The sequence below is a fragment of the Amycolatopsis taiwanensis DSM 45107 genome (genome assembly GCF_000519205.1).
GTDB lineage: Bacteria > Actinomycetota > Actinomycetes > Mycobacteriales > Pseudonocardiaceae > Amycolatopsis_E > Amycolatopsis_E taiwanensis.
In genome coordinates this window covers 70325-88632 of sequence record NZ_JAFB01000027.1, presented here as the reverse complement: position 1 = coordinate 88632, position 18308 = coordinate 70325, and the positions used below count along the sequence as shown (strand labels likewise).

The following is an 18308-nucleotide window of genomic DNA, read 5'->3' as shown; positions in this document are numbered from 1 at the left end:
GGCGCACGGGTCACTGCGGGTTCAGGCGGACGAAGCCGGGTCTGCCAGTCGCTGTCGTATTCCGGCATCCACGGGCAGCCCGTTGGCCTCGGCCAGCTCACCGCTCAGCCGCAGGCAGTCGGCAAGCAGGCAGCGGCTTCGCGCCTCTTCCTCCCGGCTACCGATTTGCCTGCTCAGTTCGACGGCTTTCCGCAGATAGTTCCCCGCAAGGTCCAACTGCCGGAGGTTGGTGTACGTCAGTCCCGGGTTCACCATGCAGGACGTCTCGACGTACCTGTTGCCCAGTTCCGCATTGATGGCCAGCGCACGCCGGTGAAAGTCGGCGGCCTCGAGCTGGCGGTCGAGCTGGTTGTGCACGACGCCCAGATTCCGGGCCGAATGCCGCTGTCCAGCCGGCCGGGGTGTCGACGAACTCAGGCCACAGCGCCTGCTGGTTCTCGTGGTTCACCAGCACGCGGTAGGTGGTCCGATCATCCTCGAACGGGTTACTCATGTGGTCCTCCGGAAGTTGGCAGGCGGCCCGGAAGGGCCGCATTCACGGCGCCATGGCGGTACCCCGAAAAGATTTCGGCGGACAATTTCCGTCCGTCCGGGCAAACGTATCAAGGGCCGGGTCGACAATTTGTCAATGTGCTGTCGACAAATTGTCAACGAACCGGGCTCAGAGAAGATCGACCACTACTCCGAGGTTCGTTGCCTGCGCCCGCACCGAGATCTCCTGACAAAGAGCCACATCCAGAATGGCCATCCCGAATGGATTGCTGACCACGAAGCCGCTGCCGGGACGAATCGCCGCGCCGCGGCCAAGCAGCACGTCTCCGTAGACCCTCGCCAGCGCACGTCCGCCCGCGGCGGCCTCATCGGCGTCCGCGACGACGTCGCCCGCTTGCATCACCGCTCCGAGGACCCGGCGAGGGTTGTCCCGGACAAGGTCGACATCATCGACGTAGAGCGCCTCGGCCGCAGTGAACGTCGACGGCAGAAGGTCGTCGAGCGAGACGTGTGCGGCGAATGTGCCTTGGCGGAGCCAGTCCGGCTCGATGTAGGGCTCTGATGACACCGTCAGGGTGATGACAACCCGGCTGGCGCCCACGCACGATCGCACATCGTCGTGCTCGACGACCGTCAGGTCAGCGAACTCCGCCGTGACGTTCCGCGCGAAGGCCGACGTCCGGGCTGGGTCGATGTCGAAGACGTGGACTTCCTGCACTGACGGGAAATATCGCCGCAGTTGGCGCACATGCATCGCCGCGATGGTGCCGCACCCGACGATGGATACCGCGTCGAAGGCCGGCGGGCCGAGGGTGCGCAGGGTCGACATCGTGTACGCGGAGGTGCGCAACGCGCTGACATGGCCGGCCTCGATGAGGGTGACCGGCCGCGCGGTCTCGGGGTCGAACAGAACGGTGAAGCCGCCGGCCCGCTCGATGCCGAGCGCGGGATTAGTCACCGACGCGTTGATCAGCTTCATGCCATAGGCCGAGTCCTGTCCGCACCGGATCGATCCGAGCATCGCCACCGAGCGCGTATATGCACCGGAGCGGTTCTTCCACTCCATGTATCCTTCGGCGGGCAAATCCGACGCGCCTTCGGTGTGGGCGCGTACTGCCGACTCGACCACCTCCACCGGGTCGATCTCCGCCAGACAGTGAATTGCGGTGGCCCGGTCGATGATCCTGATCTGTTCTGGTTTCATCGGATTTGGTCTCCCTGCTGACATCTGATGGCCGACGGCACGCTGCCGTCGGCGATGACCCGATCCCGATCTTTACCGCTACTTACCCACAGAATCCATGGACATGAGCAGAATCAACGATCAGCCACCCAAGTGGCAGAGCCCGCTCAATAGACGATGCCGTGACCCGGTGGCTCGGAAACTCACCCGGACAGGGTCATCCTCTTCTGTGGCCGGTCGACCGGGTTTGAGGACGTCACGCAGGGGCACGCCCGTACGGGCCGGATACCGCTCAACGAGACGGTCACGTTCGTCGAGGGGTCAGCACCTGGCAAGCAGAGCCGCACAGGCGGTCTGTCGGACACCGGTTGTCGAAGGAAGGTGTATGCCATGAAGTTCGCAGTCATCGGCGGAACCGGGTTGATCGGGTCACGGGTCGTGGAGAACCTGAAGGCGGCCGGGCACCAAGCCGTACCGCACTCCCTGTCCACGGGCGTGGACATCGTCACCGGCCAGGGCCTGGAGGCGGCCGTGACGGGCGTCGACGTCGTCATCAACCTGACGAACTCTCCGACCTTCGACGACGCCTCGCTCGCCTTCTTCCAGACTTCGATGGACAACCTGCTTGCCGCGAGTGCGAAGGGCGGGGTCGGACACTTCGTCATCCTCTCGATCGTCGGCGTGGACCAGGTGCCCGGACTGGACTACTACCGTGCGAAGGTGCTTCAGGAAAACATCCTCAAGGCCGGGCCGATCCCGTATTCCATCGTCCGCGCCACGCAGTTCATGGAGTTCATGGACGCGACCCTGGGCATGACCACCGAGGGCGACACGGTCCGCCTGCCACGCACGCCGATCCAGCCGATCGCCGCCGCGGATGTCTCCAGCGTTGTCGCCGAAGTCGCCGCAGGCAGCCCGCTGAACGGCGTCCTCAACATCGCAGGTCCCGACGTCTACCCCCTCGACGAACTCGGCCGGCTTACCGTGACCGCCAGAAGTGACGGGCGCACTGTCGTCACCGATGACACCGCGGGCATGTTCGCCGCCGCCCACGGAGACGTCCTCACCGCCCCGAACGGCGCCCGCATCGCCCCCACCCACTACCCCGACTGGCTCGCTCGAAACCGTCCACGACGGTCCGGATAGCGAGCCGTCCTAGGTCAACGTCACTTCACCAACACCAGTAGGACCGGCCTGCCCGCTCAGCCTTGGTGTTCGGCAAGCCAGCGCAGGCCCCGCCGCAACGCCGCTTCCGGGCCTTCGGCGTCGATCGCCGGGCCGAGTAGCTCCAGGTCGATCAGTCCTCGGTAGCCGAGCTCCCGCACCTCGGCGAGCAGCCGGTCGAGCGGAATGTCGCCGTCGCCCGGCGGCCAGCGATTGGGCATCGTCATCGTACCGACCTTGAAGTCGCTGACCTGCACGAGGCGAACGAGATCGAGGTTCGCGCGCAGGGTCTCGACGAGGTCGGCTTCCTGCCAGCAGCAGTAGAGGTCGACGCACAGTCCCGCGCCGGCGAGTCGCGCCAGCTCGGCGGTATCCCGCAGGCTGTGGGTGAAGCCGAGGTCCGACCGGATCGACATGGTGTTCTCCAGCGCGAGCGTGACCCCGAGCTCGTTCGCCCGTTGTGCCACCGGGCCGAGCAAGTTCGCCGCATACTGGGCGGCGACGCGCCACGGCAGTCGACCGGAGCGTCCGCTGGTGCAGTACACGGTGTGGGCACCGAGGTCGGCCGCCGCACGTACCGCATCGATCAATCCGTCCACATCGGCTCGATAGGCCTCACTGTCTACTGTGGACATAATACCGAGGCACAGGTACTCGACCCGAAGCCCGCGGTCGGCGGCCAGCGCGATGACCGCGGTCCAGCCGAGCTGACTGCCCTTGGGATAGTACAGGCCGATGCTTGTCGCACCGATCCGTTGATACATCGTGAATTCGTCCGGCAACGGCATGGCGAGCGCCGCCATCGGATTCACGCTGGTCGCCTGCACGGGGACGTCCTTCCAGCGAGCAATCGCTTGGTCGCTACAGACGCTATCAGGCACCACCGGTCACGGAGAGGGTCTGACCGGTGATGAACGACGCGTCCTCCGACAGCAAGTAGGTGACCGCGGCCGCGGTCTCATCGGCGGACTGGAGCCGGCCGAGCGGGATGCGGTCGCTGATCCAGTCCGGCATCGGAGGCGACCCGCCCGCCGTGGCCGCGAGGCCAGGGTTCACCGCGCCACCACCGATCCCGAGCGGCGACACCGCGTTCACCCGCACCCCGGACGCGGCCAGTTCGCGAGCGAGCGAGCCGACCAACGACTCGACACCGGCCTTCGCGGCCGCGAACGCACCGAAGGTGGCCGGCCGTGACCGGACCGCGTGCGACGACAGCGCCACAATGGCACCGCCGTCCGGCATCCGGCCGGCAAGGCCGCGCATGGCGATCAGCGCACCGCGGAGGTTCAGCCGGATCGTCGCGTCGAACTCCTCAAGCGGCAGACGGAGCAGTGCGCCGTTGCCCGGCCCCGTCCCGCCACCGAGGTATGCGCCGGCACCGATCGGGCCGAGGACCCGCTCCGCCTCGGCAAGACCGGCACGCACCGAGTCCTCGTCCGTGGTGTCCACCGGTATCCCGATCGCCGTGCCACTGGCGTCGATTATCTCCCCGACTACCGCCTCGAGCGCGGCACGTGACACCGCCGTCGTGTCCACATCGGACCCGGCCGCACCGGTGTGGTCGAGGCAGGCGACCAGGGCGCCCTCGCCGGCGAGCCGAAGCGCCGTCGCCCGCCCGATACCCGGGGGCCGGGCCGCCCCGAAGACCACCGCGACGGTGCCGTCGAACCTGCCGGCCATCACTGGCTCCGGCCGACGACTTCCTGATAGAGAGACCGGTCGACGATCTTGTCCTCGGGCAGTGCTTCCGTGTAGGAGACGGCTCGGGTACTCAGGAAGACCTCCTGAATCCGCGCTGCCGTGCCGGACCTGATCTCCCAGTCGAACATCAGCGCCGGTGTCTTGGTCAGCTGTTCCTGGGTCAGCTTCGTCTCCCGCTGCACGTCCGCCATGGTCTGCGCGTTCTGGTGGTAGTCGCCGGTGAAGTAGGTGTTGATGGTCCGGATGACCGCCCGCAGGAACGCGACTCCGGCGTCCTTGTTCTTCTCCAGCAGGTTCGGCCCCATGAAGGCGCCGCCGAGCACCTCACCCTCCGGTTGACCGGCCAGATGGGCGACCTTCGGGTCCTTCTGCAGCTCCAGCCAGAGCGGGTCGAGTACCCAGGCGCCGTCCACGCTTCCGTTGCGCAGCGCGGTGAGGATGTCCGCCGCCGGCAGCGTCTGGATCTTGATGTCCTTGATGGACAGTCCTTCCTTCTTCAGCGCCTCGCTCAACGGATAGTTGATCACGCCACCCGGCCCGACGATGGATGCGACGGTACCGCCCTTCAGCGCGCTGATCTTCGGGTTCGCCGGGTCGACCTTCCCGTTGGTGCTGCTCCACAGCCCGACCTTCGAACCAGCGGCCGGAATGAAGTTGCCGCTCACCTGGCGGATGTGGAAGTCCGACGCGATCGCGTTGAACATGGCGGCTTCCGTGCCGCCCCAGACGACATCGAGGTCGCCCCGGCCGAGCAACGGCCACGCGTCGGCCGCGGTCAACACCCGGAAATCGACGTCCAGGTTCTCCTTCTCGAACTCGCCGAGGCTCTTGGCGAGAAGTAGCGGTGCCAGATGTTCCGCGCTCAGCGTCGCCGCGCTGACGGTGATCTTCGTCCGCTGGGCGAGCTTCTTCGGCGCGGGAGTGTTCGGCGCGCACCGCGCGAGGGGATGGTCGCGGACGTCCGGGTCCGTGTAGGACTCCGGACCGCACCCCTCGACCGCGGTGATCGGCCGAGCCGGGGTGGCGATCGTGCTGCCGGTGCCACCGCGGCCGGCTCCGCAGCCCGCGAGCAGGGTGAGCACGGCGGCCAGCACCAGTGGGATCGGGAGGCGTTTTGCACGAGTTCTGATCATGGCCGGGTCCTTTTCAACGTGGCCTCGGGTGACGGATGGGTTACTGCGGGCTGATCGCGTTGTCCTCGGGAGACCACGGGGACAGTCGCCTACCGAGCCACCGCACCAAGGCGGACGCGATCACGCCGAGCAGGGCGGCGCAGACGATGCCGACATACATCCGCTCGTTCTGCAGCAGGGAACGGGAATTGAAGATGACGTAACCGAGACCGTCGTTGCCGACGATGAACTCGGCGCCGACCAGGACCAGCACCGCCGTGGCCATGGAGATCCGCAGCCCGACGAAGGTCTGCGGTAGCGCGGCGGGCAGGATGATCTTGGTGAACATCTGCCAGTTGCCGGCCCCGAAGGACACCGCGGCCTCGCGGTATCCCTTGGGCACCACCAGGATCGCGGACATGGTGGAGATCCAGACGTAGAAGAACACGGTCACCGCGATCAGCACGATCTTCGGGCCCTCCCCCAGCCCGAAGATGGTCAGGAAGATCGGCAGCAACGCCAGCTTCGGCACCGTGTAGAGACCATTGAGCATCGGCTCCAGCGCGGCCCGCACATACTTCGACAAACCGGTGAACACCCCGAGCGCAAGCCCGGTCACCGCGCCGAGCAGGAAGCCGAGGATCACCCGTTGGCAACTGATCCAGAGGTCATGCCAGAGCACGCCGCTGACGGCCATGTCCCAGGCGGACTCCGCGATGGTGGTCGGTGAGGGGTACAGCCGAGGATCAATCAGCGCGCTGTCCGAAACCACCTGCCACAGCACGATAATGGCGACGGGAACGCCGATCGACAGCGACATCCGGACGGTCCGCTGGCGGCGTGCGTGCGCGCGTGGCCGCAGTTCTGCCGGCCCCGGCTCCCTGGTGAGCACCGTGCCGTCAGTCACTTCGATCGATCGCTGGGCCTGCGAGGCGCTCGTCATGGCGTGTCCTCCGCGAGTTTGCGCGCGACCGCGATCGTGTCGCCAGGGCGCTCCTGACGACCTCGGGTCACGTCGTCTTTGATGGCGCCCTGCCGCCTCGATAGCGGGGCCTGGCGGCGGCGCNCTCTGTGGTCGCCCTGCCAGCCGCGGGTTGACACAGCGGGTGTCATGGCGTTACCTCCCGTCGCAGGTGCTCCCACAGTTCCTCGTGCAGTGCGGCGAATTCCGGGCTTTGCCGGATGGCCACCGACCTCGGCCGGTCGAACGGGATCACCTTGTCGTCCAACAACTTTCCCGGCCGCGCGGTCATCACCACCACCCGGTCGGCGAGCAGAATCGCCTCCTCCAGGCTGTGCGTCACGAACAGCACCGTGCGCCGGTCGGCCTCCCACAGCGCGAGCAGTTCCTCCTGCAGGATCGTTCTCATCTGCGCGTCCAGTGCGGCGAACGGCTCGTCCATCAACAGGATCTCCGGCTCCATCGCCAAGGCCCTGGCGATGGAGACGCGCTGCCGCATCCCGCCGGAGAGCTCGTGCGGGTACGACTTGGTGAATTCGGCAAGGCCGAGCCTGCTGATGCTGTCGAGCGCCCTCCGCTCGGCTTCCTTTTTGGACACGCCCTGGACTTCGAGCCCGAACCGGACGTTGGCGAGCACGGTGCGCCACGGATAGATCGAGTAGTCCTGGAACACCATGGCGGTCGGCGGCCGGCTCGTGTCGCGAACGGAAACCCGGACGGTGCCCGCGGATGGCCGGGCCAGCCCGGCCACCATGCGGAGGAAGGTGGACTTCCCGCATCCCGAGGGCCCGACCAGGCAGACGAACTCGCCGTCCGCGATGTCCAGGTCGAACGGTCCCAGCGCACGCACCTCGCGGTTCTTGCTCTCGAAAACCCGCTCGACACCGCGCGCCTCTATCTTCACGCCGCCGCGGCCCGCCGCGGCGTCACTCGCGCGAGCATGAATCTGCTGCGTCTCTATGGGTGTCAATACTGGATCCTCACGACGATGGGGTTTCGCGCAGTGCGCAACCTATCAAGCGCTTGGTAGACTACGGCCAGACGACGAGACAGGCAAGAGGTCGTTCTTCGGACGACTCTCCCGTTACTTGATCGTGTCGGGAATCGCGCCGGCGGCTCGCAGTGCGCGCAGCCTTGTCTCGTCGTAGCCGAGCAGTTCGGTGAGTACCTGTTCCCCGTGCTCGCCGACCGAGGGTGCCGGACCGGGTGCCGCCAGTTCGGCATCGGTCAGCCGCACCGGAGTGCGCATCATCGCGACGCCGTGGGTTTCCGCTGGCAACCAACCGATCCGGTGCTTCAACTGAGGGTCGTCGAGCACGGCCGTACCCGCATAAACCGGTGCGATCGGCGTGTCCACCTCGCGGCCGAACTCGACCCATTCGGCCGTACTGCGCCCGGCGAAAATTCCGGCCAGAGTCCGGCGCAACTCGTGATCCCCGCGCGCATGGTCGGCGAACTCCTTGCCGGGGGCCCGGTCGTAGAGGTCTTCCCTGCCGATGCCGACACAGAAGTTCCGCCAGAACTTCCGTTCCGACGCTTGGAAAAGGACGTGGCCGTCGCTGGTCTCGTAGTACTGGTAGCGCACGGCGGCGGCCATTCCTCCCGCGCCGTAGGCCCGGCGCTCGCCACCTTTCCCGTCGCCGTCGTTGCCGGTGACCTCGTCGTCCGGCCGCTGTTCGGCCACTGCGGATTCGATGGCCATCCAGTTCCACACCACGGCGGCGTCGGACTGGGCGACGTCCAGCGCGACGCCCTCGCCGGTCTGCCGCGCCCTGATCACCGCGGCCAGCACACCAAGCGCGCCGAACAGCGGGGCGGCGTGCGAGCCGACCTGGGTGTACGACGTGAGGGTCGGGAAGCCGTCCGGCGTTCTCCCGGGTGGGGCGAGGCCGGCGATCGCGTCATAGGCGATGCCGTGGCTGGCCATGTCCCGATACGGGCCACTACCGCCGTAGCCCGACAGCGCGCAGAACACGACCGCCGGATTGAGCCGGCGCAGCCGGTCATAGCCCAAGCCACGCCTGGCGAGCGCGCCCGGGCGCATGCCTTCGACCACCACGTCGGCGTTGCACACCAGTTCCTCGAAAACCTCGACCCCTTCGGAGGTGCGCAGATCGAGCGCCAGGCTGCGCTTGCCCCGGTTCCACCGCCAGTGCAAGAGCGAATTCCCGCGCACGATCGGCCAGGCGAGCTTGCGCACGTAGTCGCCATTGCCCGGCGCCTCGACCTTGATGACGTCGGCGCCGAGGTCGGCGAGATGTTGCCCGAGCCCGGACGGCGCGAGCATGGAGCAGTCGAGCACCCGCACGCTTTCCAGTAGTGCCACGGGTTCCTGTTCGGTCACTGGTGCGCCCTCTCTCGTACAGACGTCAGGATGACTCGTGTCATGGTTGTTCCTTCGTCCTCCCCGCGGCGAACGCATCCAGCGCGACGGCCCGCCCCGGCAGGGCGAGCAGCGGGTTGATGTCCAGTTCGGTCAGCTCGCCCGGCAGGTCGAGCGCGATACGCTGCACCTTCATCAGCACGTCGGCGAGTGCGTCCAGGTCCGCGGCCGGCTGGCCACGATGACCCCGCAGCAACGGGAACGCCTTGATCTCGCGAATCATCCGCAGCGCTTCGGCGCGGTCGAACGGCGGTACTCGGAACGTGACGTCCCGGTAGACCTCGACCGCCAGTCCGCCGATGCCGAACATCACGGCCGGCCCGAACAGCTCATCGGTTGCGATGCCGGCGACGGTCTCCACGCCGCCGGTGAGCTGCTCGCAGACCAGCACACCGTCGATGAGCGCCGGGTCGACGGCGGCCGACGCGCGGTCAACGAGTTCTGCGTACGTCTCGCGGACCTGCGTTGCCGAGCCGACACCGATCCGCACCAGGCCGAGGTCGGACTTGTGCGCGATGGCCGCCGAAGCGACCTTCAGCACCACCGGATAGCCGATGGAGTCTGCCGCGGCCACCGCGTCGGACGCCGAGGTGGCAAGAACATCGCGGCTCACCGGGATGTCGTAGGCGGCCAGCAGGGACTTGGCATCGTGCTCGGCCAGCACCGACCCTCCGGCGATGAGCTCCCGGGCCTTCGGCGCCACCGGCGACGGCCTCAGCTCTACCCGATCCCACGGGGATTGGTACTCGCGCATGAATTCGTGATGCTGGAAGTAGGCATGCACCGCGGTGATGCAGTTGCCGAAGGTGCGGAACACCGGAATGCCCGAACGGAGCAGCACGTCGCGGTATGCCCCTTCGGTCCCGACCGGCGAGCCCCACACGACACACACCGGCTTGTCGGTGGTCTCCGCGACCGCGACCAGGTCACGCACGAAGTAGTCACTCATCGGCGGGAAGGCGCCGGTGATCGGCACCACGAGCGCGCCGATGCCGGGGTCGGCCACCAGCGCGTCGAGAATCTTGCGGCCACGCCAGTCACCGGTCGGGTGACCGCCGTTGTCCACCGGATTGGAAACCCTGAGATAGTCCGGAATCCACTCGCGGAGCGCGCGTTGCGTGTCCTCGGTCAGCTCCGGCAGTTCGAGCCCGGCCGCCGTGGCGAGGTCGGCCATGTGCGCGCTGGTCCCACCCGAAATCGAGTACACGCAGACCCCACGCGCGGTCGGCGGTTTGGCCCGCGCCAGCATCGCCGCGGTGTCAAGGAGTTCGTCGAGTCCGTCGACGCGGATCACACCGTACTGCCGCATCACCGCCGAGACGATCGCGTCCGACCCGGCCAGGTGGCCGGTGTGCGACTTCGCCCAGGAACGGCCGATCGCGGTACGTCCCACCTTCACCATCACCAGCGGAACGCCCTTGCGCGCGGCGTGATCCGCCGCGAGTTGAAAGGTGCGGCCGTCCCGGAAGCCCTCGACATACGCGGCGATCGCCCCGGTCTCCTCGAGATCCGCGAAGTAGCGAACGAAGTCCGCCACCTCGAGGTCGGCCTCGTTGCCGGTCGGTGCCCAGTGGCTGAACCGGATGCCGATCTCCTGGCCCTGGAACACGGGCCTGCCCTGGTGCCCGCTCTGCGTGATCAGCGCGATCGGCCGCCCTGGCAGGTCGTCCCGGAACTCCTCGAACGCGTTGAGGTTGGTGTTCGGTCCGAGTAGCCGCAACTGGCCCGCGGCGAGCAGGTCTTCGAGCTCCGCCTGCCGGCGGGCGCCCTCCGCCCCGGTCTCGGCGAACCCGCCGGCGAACATCACCGCGTATCGCGCACCGGAAGAGATCACCTGCGGGAGAACACCCATGGCGTCGCCGATCAGGATCACCACCAGGTCGACCTCGCCCGGCACATCCAGGATGGACGGAAAGCACGGGAGGCCGTCGACCATCTCCTTCTTCGGGTTCACCGGGTGGATACGGGAACCCACCCGGTTCGCCCAGTCCCGGATGCGTCGCCAGTTCAACGTGGTCGGACGGTCGGGCGTGTCCGACGCGCCAATCACGGCAACGGTTTCCGGATGGAAGAACCGGTCAAGGTCTAGTTCCCGCAGTGCTGTCCGGCGCGTGGCCGGGGTGATGTCGGTCGGCGAGTTCACGTTCGGTCGGCACCTCTCACGCTTGACTGCGTCATCGGGTGCACCATAACCTAATCAACCAAGCGCTTGCTACTTTCGGGAGGCGGTCGCGTGCAGGTTGTCGGCGTCGACACCGGGGGGACCTTCACCGACACCGTGATCATTTCCTCGGATGGCAGGTTCGGCGTCGGCAAGACGCTGTCTCGCAAGGCAGATCCGGCCGCCGCGGTACTCACCTCCGTCACGCAGGCCGCGGCCGCGCTCGGACAGACCCTCCCCGACGCGCTCGGCGCTTGTACCGTGTTCAGCCACGGCACCACGATCGGGCTGAACGCGTTACTCACCGGCACCGGAGCGGCCGTCGGCCTGCTCACCACCCGCGGCTTCGAGTCGACGCTGCCGATCGCGAAGATCAACAAGGTGCACGGCCTCGACGCGGAGAGCCTGTCGGAGCCGACGCGGTGGGCCAAACCCCCACTGCTGGTGCCCCGTGACCGGATTCTCGGCATCCGGGAACGGGTGGACGCGCACGGCGACATCCTGACCCCGCTCGACGAAGAGCACGCGCGCGGCCAAATCGACCTGCTCGCGCAGCGCGGCGTCAACGCGGTCGCGATCAGCTTGCTCTGGTCGATGTTGCGACCCGAGCACGAGCAGCGGCTTGCCGAACTGGTTCGTGAACGCTTGCCGGGCGCGCACCTGAGCCTGTCGAGCGAGCTCGCGCCCCGGGTCGGCGAGTATGAACGCACCGTCACCACGGTGTTGAATGCCTATGTCGGGCCGCTGGTCGGCGGCTACCTCGACACGCTCACGAACGCGTTGCGGGACAACGGATTTGCCGGCACCTTCGTGCTGATGCGCAGTGGCGGTGGGGTGCAACAGGCACATCGGCTCGCGCAGCGCAGCCTGGAGACGTTGAACTCCGGGCCGGTGGGTGGTCTGAGTGCGACCGTTCATATCGGACGACAGCTCGGCCACCGCAATGTGATCACAACCGACGTCGGCGGTACCAGCTTCGACGTCGGCCTGGTGATCGATGGTGACGTCCAGTACCTGCGCCGTCCGCTACTGAACCGCCACGCGCTCGCGATGTCCGTTGTGGACATTCTGTCCATCGGTACCGGTGGTGGATCGCTGGCCTGGGTGGACGACACGCTCGGCGCGCTGCGGGTCGGCCCGGAGAGTATGGGCAACGATCCGGGACCCGTCTGCTATGGCCTAGGTGGCACGCGGCCGACCGTGACCGATGCCGCCGTGGTACTCGGTTACCTGGACCGGCTCGGCGGTCACCTTCGACTCGATCGTGCGGCCGCGGCCGAGGCGGTCAGCAAGTACGTCGCGCAACCGCTCGGACTCGACGTCTACGCTGCCGCTGACGGGATTCTCACCGTTGCCAACGCCCAGATGGCCGATCTAGTCCGTCGCGCGACAGTCCGAAAAGGACACGATCCACGCGACTTCGCGCTCTACGCTTTCGGCGGCGCCGCGGCCCAGTACGTCGGGCGATATGCCGACGAGTTGGGCTGCGCGGAGGCGATCATTCCCGCGCTCGCCGCGGTGTTCTCCGCGTACGGCGCGGTCGCCAGCGACCTCAGCACGGTCGCCGAACGCCAGTTCTCCCCCGTTCCGCTCGGCACCGGAGCGTCAGCGCTCGCCGAGGTCGCCGACGTGCTGGAGGCCCAGGTGCGTGCCGAACTCGCCATTGGCGACCGGTCCATTGCCGGGGAGCTGACGCTCGTTCGCCGGGCAGGGTTGCGGTTCGTCAATCAGGTCAACGAATTGCCCGTCGAGTTGCCGCCCGGCCCGATCAACGAGGACCTCGCTGAGCGGCTCGCCGAGCGGTTCCGCGGCGACTACGAACAGATCGTCGGTAAGGGCACCGCGTACGCGGCCTCCGGGGTGGAGGTGGTGAGCCTTGCGGTCGAGGGACGCCTCTCGTTGCGAACACCGGGTGCGGCACCGCCGACGGTGCCGTCGCGGAACGGCGCCGAACCAGCCCGATCGCGCATCGCCTGGTTCGATGGCGAGCTCGGAGAACGACCCGTCTACGACCGGGATCGGCTATCCGCCGGGTCTAGGGTGGATGGTCCGGCGTTCATCGAGTTGGAGACCACCACCGTGGTGGTTTATCCAAGGCAGCGCGCGGTCGTCGACGAGAACGGCAACATCCGGCTACGGACAGGGGTTTAGCGGTGCCCGACAACGACCTCGACCCGATCACCTTCGAGATTCTCCGCCATCGGCTGTGGGTGATCAACGACGAGGCGGCGACCACGATCGGCCGGGTGTCCGGCTCGCAGGTGGCCACCGAAGCGAACGACGTGAACACCGCGTTGATGACGCCGGACGGGCAGGTCGTCGTCACCGGTATCTACATCCTCGTGCAAGTGGTGTCGCTCTCCGGTGTCATCCAGGACATCCTGGCCAACTACGGCGACAATCCCGGTATCCGGTCCGGTGACATGTTCCTCACCAACGATCCGTATGTCGGCGCGCCGCATCAGCCGGACGCGATCGTGGTTGCCCCGATCTTCGACGGTGAGACGCTCATCGCCTGGTCCGGCTCGGTCGTGCACCAGCCCGATGTCGGCGGCCCCACCGCGGGCAGCATCAACGTGGCCGCGCGCAGCATCTTCGAAGAGCCCATTCCGATGCCACCGGTACGGATCGTGGAAGGCGGCGTCATCCGACGGGACATCGAACGTGAGTACCTGATCCGGTCCCGGACTCCGGACCTCAACGCGCTCGATCTGCTCGGCCAGGTCGCCGCGAACCGGCTGCAGGCCGAACGAGTGCTCGAACTGTGTGCCCGCTACGGCACCGACACGCTGGTGAACACGTTGCAGCGGCTGGTAACCGCGACCGAAACGCAGTTCCGCCAACGGCTCGCCAGTTTGCCGGACGGTCGTTTTCGGCACACCGCATTCATGGAACACGACGGCCGCGAGAACACCGTCTTCGCCATCCGGCTCACCATGACCAAGCGGGGCGAGAAGCTCACGCTCGATTTCACCGAGAGCTCGGACCAGGCGGAGTCCGGGGTCAACGCCACCCTTGCCACCACCCAGAACTTCGCGATGGCCGCGGTGATGGCGCTCCTCGGGTACGGCATGCCGTGGGTGCCTGCGGGTTTCGCCGCCGCGGTCGACCTGCGTACCCGTGAGGGCAGTGTGGTGCACGCCCGCTGGCCGGCCGCGGTGGCGATGAGCGTGAACGCGGCTGGACAAGAGGTGCGAACCTGCGTGAACGCCTGCATCGCGCGACTGCTGGACGCCGCCGGGGAACCAGACGGCGCGTTCGGTGATCGTGTGCTGGCCTCCTGCATGTCATCGGCGCCCGCGCAGACCATCGCGGGCCGGACCGAGCAGGGCAGGCCGTTCGGCACGATGTTGCTGGACGGGTTGCTCGGCGGCGGCGGAGCCCGCGGTTTCGCCGACGGCGCCGACGTTTCCGGCATCCTCACCTCTCCCGGCGCGGCATGCGCCAACATCGAGGTGATCGAGCAGCGCTACCCGCTACGCTACCTCTGGCGCCGGGAACGCCCCGACTCCGGAGGTCCCGGCCGGTACCGGGGTGGCGTGTCCGCCGAGCACGGCTATCTGCCGCACCGCGCCGGTGGCCGGTTCGACACCACGGTCTTCTCGCACGGTGTCGAGCAGCCGACGTCAACCGGAGTCGCGGCAGGCGAGCCGGGTGCGCCGACCGGAATGATGCTCGTGCCCGGAGAACCTGATGTCGACACCCCGGCCGAGGACGTCGCGGCGGGAGGCACGGCACTGCCGGCAAAGGCATCGGTGGCGATCGAACCGCGGCAGACATATCTGAGTTGGTGCGCCGGCGGCGGTGGCGTAGGCGACCCGCTCGACCGGCCGGCCGACGAGGTCCTCGCGGATGTACGCGCCGGGTTGGTCAGTCGAGACGGCGCGGAACGTGACTACGGAGTAGTGATCGCCGATTCCGCTGTCGATCCAGTTGCGACGGACACCTTGCGGCGTGACCGACGGCGCACCCGCCTCGGCGGTCGTGACCCACTTCCACCTGCCGACGTGGCCCGTTCCGGCAGGCGCCGCTTGTCCAGTGCGCTCGACGTCGTCGCCGGTTCGGTCCAGTGCAGGCGCTGTGACACCGAGATCGGTCCCGCCACGGACAATGTGCGGCAACACCTTGTCACCGCCGAACTTCCGGTCACCAAGCGATGGCCGGAGACCGCACGACACGAAGGCGCGCGGCGCTTCGTGTTCCGCCGCTACTTCTGTCCCGGTTGCGCCGCGCAGGTCGACACCGAGATCGCGCTGCGCGGTGAACCCATCGTCCACGCAACCGAACTCTGGACATAACACCGTGAGCTTGGCCCCGAACTAGCTCAGCGGACCGAAGACCAGGTAGCGATTCGACAAAAGGCAGGTGTCGAGGCGAATCTGTCGGACCCACACCGGTTGTACGCTCTTCTGATCCAGCCTCACCGCCACCGAAGTCCGCAAGATCGGCCATGGCTTGGTCTAGGCCGGACAACTTGACAGCGAAACAACCTGACCGACAAAGGGATAAGAGCGCTGCTCAACTTGCGGCAGACGTTACTTGTGACTACTTGTGTCGATCCTGCCTCATCAAATTAACTCGAACGTGTATCGAACGCATGCACTAAACTTGATATCATGGATGCATGTCCGAGCAGAGTCCCGGTTCCCAGTTGTGGCAGGTTCCCGATGGGGACCTGGCCGCAATTGTGGTGGCGTGTGAGGAAAAGCTGCGGACCGGCTACGCGGAGATGCTCGCGGCCGTGGGCGAGAGCGAGCAGCGCGGACTGGGGAAGTCTCTGGGATACAAGGACACCGCCGCGTTCCTGACCGATACCTTGCGGATTTCCACACGGGAAGCCAAACAACGCATCGACCATGCCGCGGCGACCATGCCGTCGTCGTCGCTGACCGGCGTGCCGCAACCCCCACCACAGGCCGCCACCAGCCAAGCCCTGACCGCCGGAGACATCAACGTAGAGCATGTCCAGGCGATTACCGCGACGTTTCAGGCGTGCCCGGCCGGGATTCCCGTCGAGCAGCGCGAGGCGGATGAGCGGATCCTGGTGGAGCTGGCTCGGCAGGCCGGACCGGAAGCGGTGCGCAAAGCCGGCCGCCGACTGCACGCGATCTGGGACCAGGACACCGCACCACCAGCCGACAAAGAACGCGAACAAGCCCACCCGCTGCGCCGGTTGGACATCACGCGCCGCAAAGACGGCAGTATCCGCTTCAGCGGTGAACTGGACGCCGAAACCGCCGAGGAACTCGACGGGCTACTCGGACCACTGGCCAAACCACACAAGAACCCCGCCATCGGCGAACACGATACCCGCACCACCGCCGAACGCGCCGGAGACGCACTCGCCGAGATCATCGCCCTGGCCGCCCGCTGCGACGAGTTGGCGACCCAGGGCGGGGAACGCGCGGTGATGATCGTGTCGGTCACGCTGGCAGAACTCGAAAACCGTGCCCGGCAAGCGTTTCTCGACGTTCCCGGACTATCGAGCGTGGATGGGCTTCGCCGTCTGGCCTGTGAGTCGAAGGTGGTGCCCGCGATCTTCGGCAACAACGCCGCACCCCTCTACGTGGGCGACGCTTCCCGGTTCGCCACGCCCGCCCAACGCCGCTACCTGGCCGTCCGAGATCGAGGATGCGCATATCCGGGCTGCACTCGCGGACCTAAGTGGACGACACCGCATCACGTGGTGGCGTGGTCGGTGGACAAGCGCACCGACGTCGACAACTTGGTGCTCTTGTGTGCTCGCCATCATCGGACGGTCCATCGCACGGCGTGGGAGGTACGGATGAACGGGCATCTGCCCGAGTTCATCCCTCCGCCCTGGATCGACCGCGAGCGAAAACCCATGCGCAACCTCGCGCACACCACCCTACCCAGACACCAACAAGCCGCATAACACCCCTTGTGTCAACCTCAAGATCGGTATCAGGCTGTGACCAGCACTCGGACAGACAGCACCGTCGCCCGAGCGCTGGCCCTGTCATCCAGCTAACGCACCGCGCGCAGCAACACGGCTTGCCCTTGTCCACCACCACCGCAGATGGCGGCGACCCCGAGTTCGGCACCCGCCCTCGGCAGTTCCGCGGCCAGCGTCTGCACGAGCCGGAAGCCAGACGCCCCGAGCGGGTGACCGAGCGCGATGGCGCCGCCGTTGACGTTGACGGTGTCCAGGTCGATGCCGAGCTTCTGGGTGCTGGCGAGCACGACCCCGGCGAACGCCTCGTTGATCTCCCAGCGGCCGATGTCGCCGACGGTGAGCCGGTTTCGCTCCAGCAGTGCGCGAATCGCGTCGGCGGGTCGCAGGTGCAGCGCCGGGTCCGGGCCCGCGACGACGACGCGGTCCACGATCTCGGTCAGTCCGGCAAGGCCGTGCTCTTGCGCGGTGCGCAGCGAGGTGAGCACGCCCGCCGCGCCCGCGTCGGACATCTGCGAGGCGTTCGCGGCGGTGATGGTGCCGTCCGCGGTGAACGCGGGCCGCAGCCGTGCGAGTGCCTCGGCCGTGCTCCCGCGCCGGATGCCTTCGTCGCTCTCCAGCGCCACACCGTCGACCGGCACGATCTCCCCGGCGAGCACACCGGCCGCCGTCGCGGCCTCCGCACGCTGGTGGCTCGCCGCGGCGAGTTCGTCCTGCGCCGCACGGCCGATGCCGAGCCGCGCGTTCTCCGCGTCGGACAACTCGCCCATGCCGCTCTCCGCGATCCCGCACCACAGTCCATCGTGGACGAGCAGGTCCGTGAGCTGATGATCACCGACCTTGCCTGCACCCCGCACGCGTACCGCGTGCGGGGCCCTCGTCATGGAGTCGAAGCCACCGACGACCGCCGCGCCCAGTTCTCCCATGCGGATCTGCGCCGCGGCCCAGCCGACCGCGCTCATGCTCGCGAGGCACACGTCGTTGAGTGTCATCGCCGGGACGGTGACCGGCACTCCGGCCCGGGTCGCGGCAAGCCGGGCGGGGTTCTGCCCGTTGCCGGCCTGCACGACGTTGCCGAGGTACACGTAGTCCGGCGCGATGCCACCAGCCCTGGCGAGCGCGCCGGCGACCGCGGTCGCGCCGAGGTCGAGCGCGTCGACCCCGGCGAGCGCGCCACCGAGCCTGCCGATCGGGGTGCGGGCCGCGGCGGCCAGCACCGGCGTGCGATCGTCCATGG

The 18308-nt window shown here is 67.5% G+C and carries 14 protein-coding genes and 1 pseudogene; 4 read left to right on the top strand and 11 right to left on the bottom strand.

Annotation, left to right across the window (positions count from 1 at the left end):
- Positions 1-21: 21 nt before the first annotated feature.
- From A3CU_RS54605 to A3CU_RS45985, 3 genes and pseudogenes are all read right to left on the bottom strand, one after another.
- On the bottom strand, positions 22-357 hold the full coding sequence (locus A3CU_RS54605) for a hypothetical protein (protein WP_027944091.1): 336 nt from the start codon (positions 355-357) through the stop codon (positions 22-24).
- Between the two features lie 19 nt (positions 358-376).
- A pseudogene (locus A3CU_RS54600) lies at positions 377-493 on the bottom strand (MbtH family protein); the annotation flags it as partial.
- Positions 494-661: 168 nt separating this feature from the next.
- Entirely contained in the window at positions 662-1696 is a 1035-nt protein-coding gene (locus A3CU_RS45985; protein WP_052371966.1) for a hypothetical protein, read from the bottom strand.
- A gap of 369 nt (positions 1697-2065) precedes the next feature.
- On the opposite strand from A3CU_RS45985, the gene A3CU_RS0121775 reads away from it, so the two are divergent.
- The gene (locus A3CU_RS0121775) at positions 2066-2821 is read left to right on the top strand and encodes an SDR family oxidoreductase (RefSeq protein WP_027944090.1); all 756 of its coding nucleotides are present in this window, start codon (positions 2066-2068) and stop codon (positions 2819-2821) included.
- 56 nt (positions 2822-2877) lie between these two features.
- Here A3CU_RS0121775 and A3CU_RS0121770 read toward each other — a convergent pair whose 3' ends face one another.
- From A3CU_RS0121770 to A3CU_RS0121740, 7 genes are all read right to left on the bottom strand, one after another.
- On the bottom strand, positions 2878-3666 hold the full coding sequence (locus A3CU_RS0121770) for a sugar phosphate isomerase/epimerase family protein (protein ID WP_052371965.1): 789 nt from the start codon (positions 3664-3666) through the stop codon (positions 2878-2880).
- 46 nt (positions 3667-3712) lie between these two features.
- On the bottom strand, positions 3713-4519 hold the full coding sequence (locus A3CU_RS0121765; RefSeq protein WP_027944088.1) for an SDR family NAD(P)-dependent oxidoreductase: 807 nt from the start codon (positions 4517-4519) through the stop codon (positions 3713-3715).
- On the bottom strand, positions 4519-5673 hold the full coding sequence (locus tag A3CU_RS0121760; RefSeq protein WP_052371964.1) for an ABC transporter substrate-binding protein: 1155 nt from the start codon (positions 5671-5673) through the stop codon (positions 4519-4521). Before A3CU_RS0121760 ends, A3CU_RS0121765 begins: the two co-directional genes overlap by 1 nt.
- 40 nt (positions 5674-5713) lie before the next feature.
- A complete protein-coding gene (locus A3CU_RS0121755) occupies positions 5714-6595 on the bottom strand; it encodes an ABC transporter permease (protein ID WP_027944086.1) in 882 nt (293 codons plus the stop codon).
- Positions 6596-6761: 166 nt separating this feature from the next.
- Positions 6762-7583 carry an ABC transporter ATP-binding protein gene (locus tag A3CU_RS0121750; protein ID WP_245617248.1) on the bottom strand — a complete coding sequence of 274 codons (822 nt, stop codon included), beginning with the start codon at positions 7581-7583 and terminating at the stop codon, positions 6762-6764.
- A gap of 114 nt (positions 7584-7697) precedes the next feature.
- On the bottom strand, positions 7698-8957 hold the full coding sequence (locus A3CU_RS0121745; RefSeq protein WP_211246483.1) for a CaiB/BaiF CoA transferase family protein: 1260 nt from the start codon (positions 8955-8957) through the stop codon (positions 7698-7700).
- A 40-nt stretch (positions 8958-8997) separates the two neighbouring features.
- Positions 8998-11139 carry an acetate--CoA ligase family protein gene (locus A3CU_RS0121740; RefSeq protein WP_052371963.1) on the bottom strand — a complete coding sequence of 714 codons (2142 nt, stop codon included), beginning with the start codon at positions 11137-11139 and terminating at the stop codon, positions 8998-9000.
- Positions 11140-11229: 90 nt separating this feature from the next.
- On the opposite strand from A3CU_RS0121740, the gene A3CU_RS0121735 reads away from it, so the two are divergent.
- The 3 genes from A3CU_RS0121735 (at position 11230) to A3CU_RS0121725 (ending at position 17053) form a co-directional block, all read left to right on the top strand.
- Positions 11230-13308 carry a hydantoinase/oxoprolinase family protein gene (locus A3CU_RS0121735; protein ID WP_027944082.1) on the top strand — a complete coding sequence of 693 codons (2079 nt, stop codon included), beginning with the start codon at positions 11230-11232 and terminating at the stop codon, positions 13306-13308.
- A gap of 2 nt (positions 13309-13310) precedes the next feature.
- A complete protein-coding gene (locus A3CU_RS0121730; RefSeq protein WP_027944081.1) occupies positions 13311-15455 on the top strand; it encodes a hydantoinase B/oxoprolinase family protein in 2145 nt (714 codons plus the stop codon).
- A gap of 326 nt (positions 15456-15781) precedes the next feature.
- On the top strand, positions 15782-17053 hold the full coding sequence (locus tag A3CU_RS0121725; protein ID WP_027944080.1) for an HNH endonuclease signature motif containing protein: 1272 nt from the start codon (positions 15782-15784) through the stop codon (positions 17051-17053).
- A 92-nt stretch (positions 17054-17145) separates the two neighbouring features.
- Here the strand turns inward: A3CU_RS0121725 and A3CU_RS0121720 are convergent, their stop codons facing one another.
- Complete coding sequence (locus A3CU_RS0121720; protein WP_027944079.1) at positions 17146-18306, bottom strand: acetyl-CoA C-acyltransferase; 1161 nt, start codon at positions 18304-18306, stop codon at positions 17146-17148.
- Between the last annotated feature and the right edge of the window lie 2 nt (positions 18307-18308).

Bases quoted from the DNA above. Each gene is read 5' to 3' on its own strand.
- A3CU_RS45985 (WP_052371966.1), bottom strand. From the start codon at position 1,696: ATGAAACCAGAACAGATCAGGATCATCGACCGGGCCACCGCAATTCAC.
- A3CU_RS0121775 (WP_027944090.1), top strand. From the start codon at position 2,066: ATGAAGTTCGCAGTCATCGGCGGAACCGGGTTGATCGGGTCACGGGTC.
- A3CU_RS0121765 (WP_027944088.1), bottom strand. From the start codon at position 4,519: ATGGCCGGCAGGTTCGACGGCACCGTCGCGGTGGTCTTCGGGGCGGCC.
- A3CU_RS0121760 (WP_052371964.1), bottom strand. From the start codon at position 5,673: ATGATCAGAACTCGTGCAAAACGCCTCCCGATCCCACTGGTGCTGGCC.
- A3CU_RS0121755 (WP_027944086.1), bottom strand. From the start codon at position 6,595: ATGACGAGCGCCTCGCAGGCCCAGCGATCGATCGAAGTGACTGACGGC.
- A3CU_RS0121725 (WP_027944080.1), top strand. From the start codon at position 15,782: ATGTCCGAGCAGAGTCCCGGTTCCCAGTTGTGGCAGGTTCCCGATGGG.
- A3CU_RS0121720 (WP_027944079.1), bottom strand. From the start codon at position 18,306: ATGGACGATCGCACGCCGGTGCTGGCCGCCGCGGCCCGCACCCCGATC.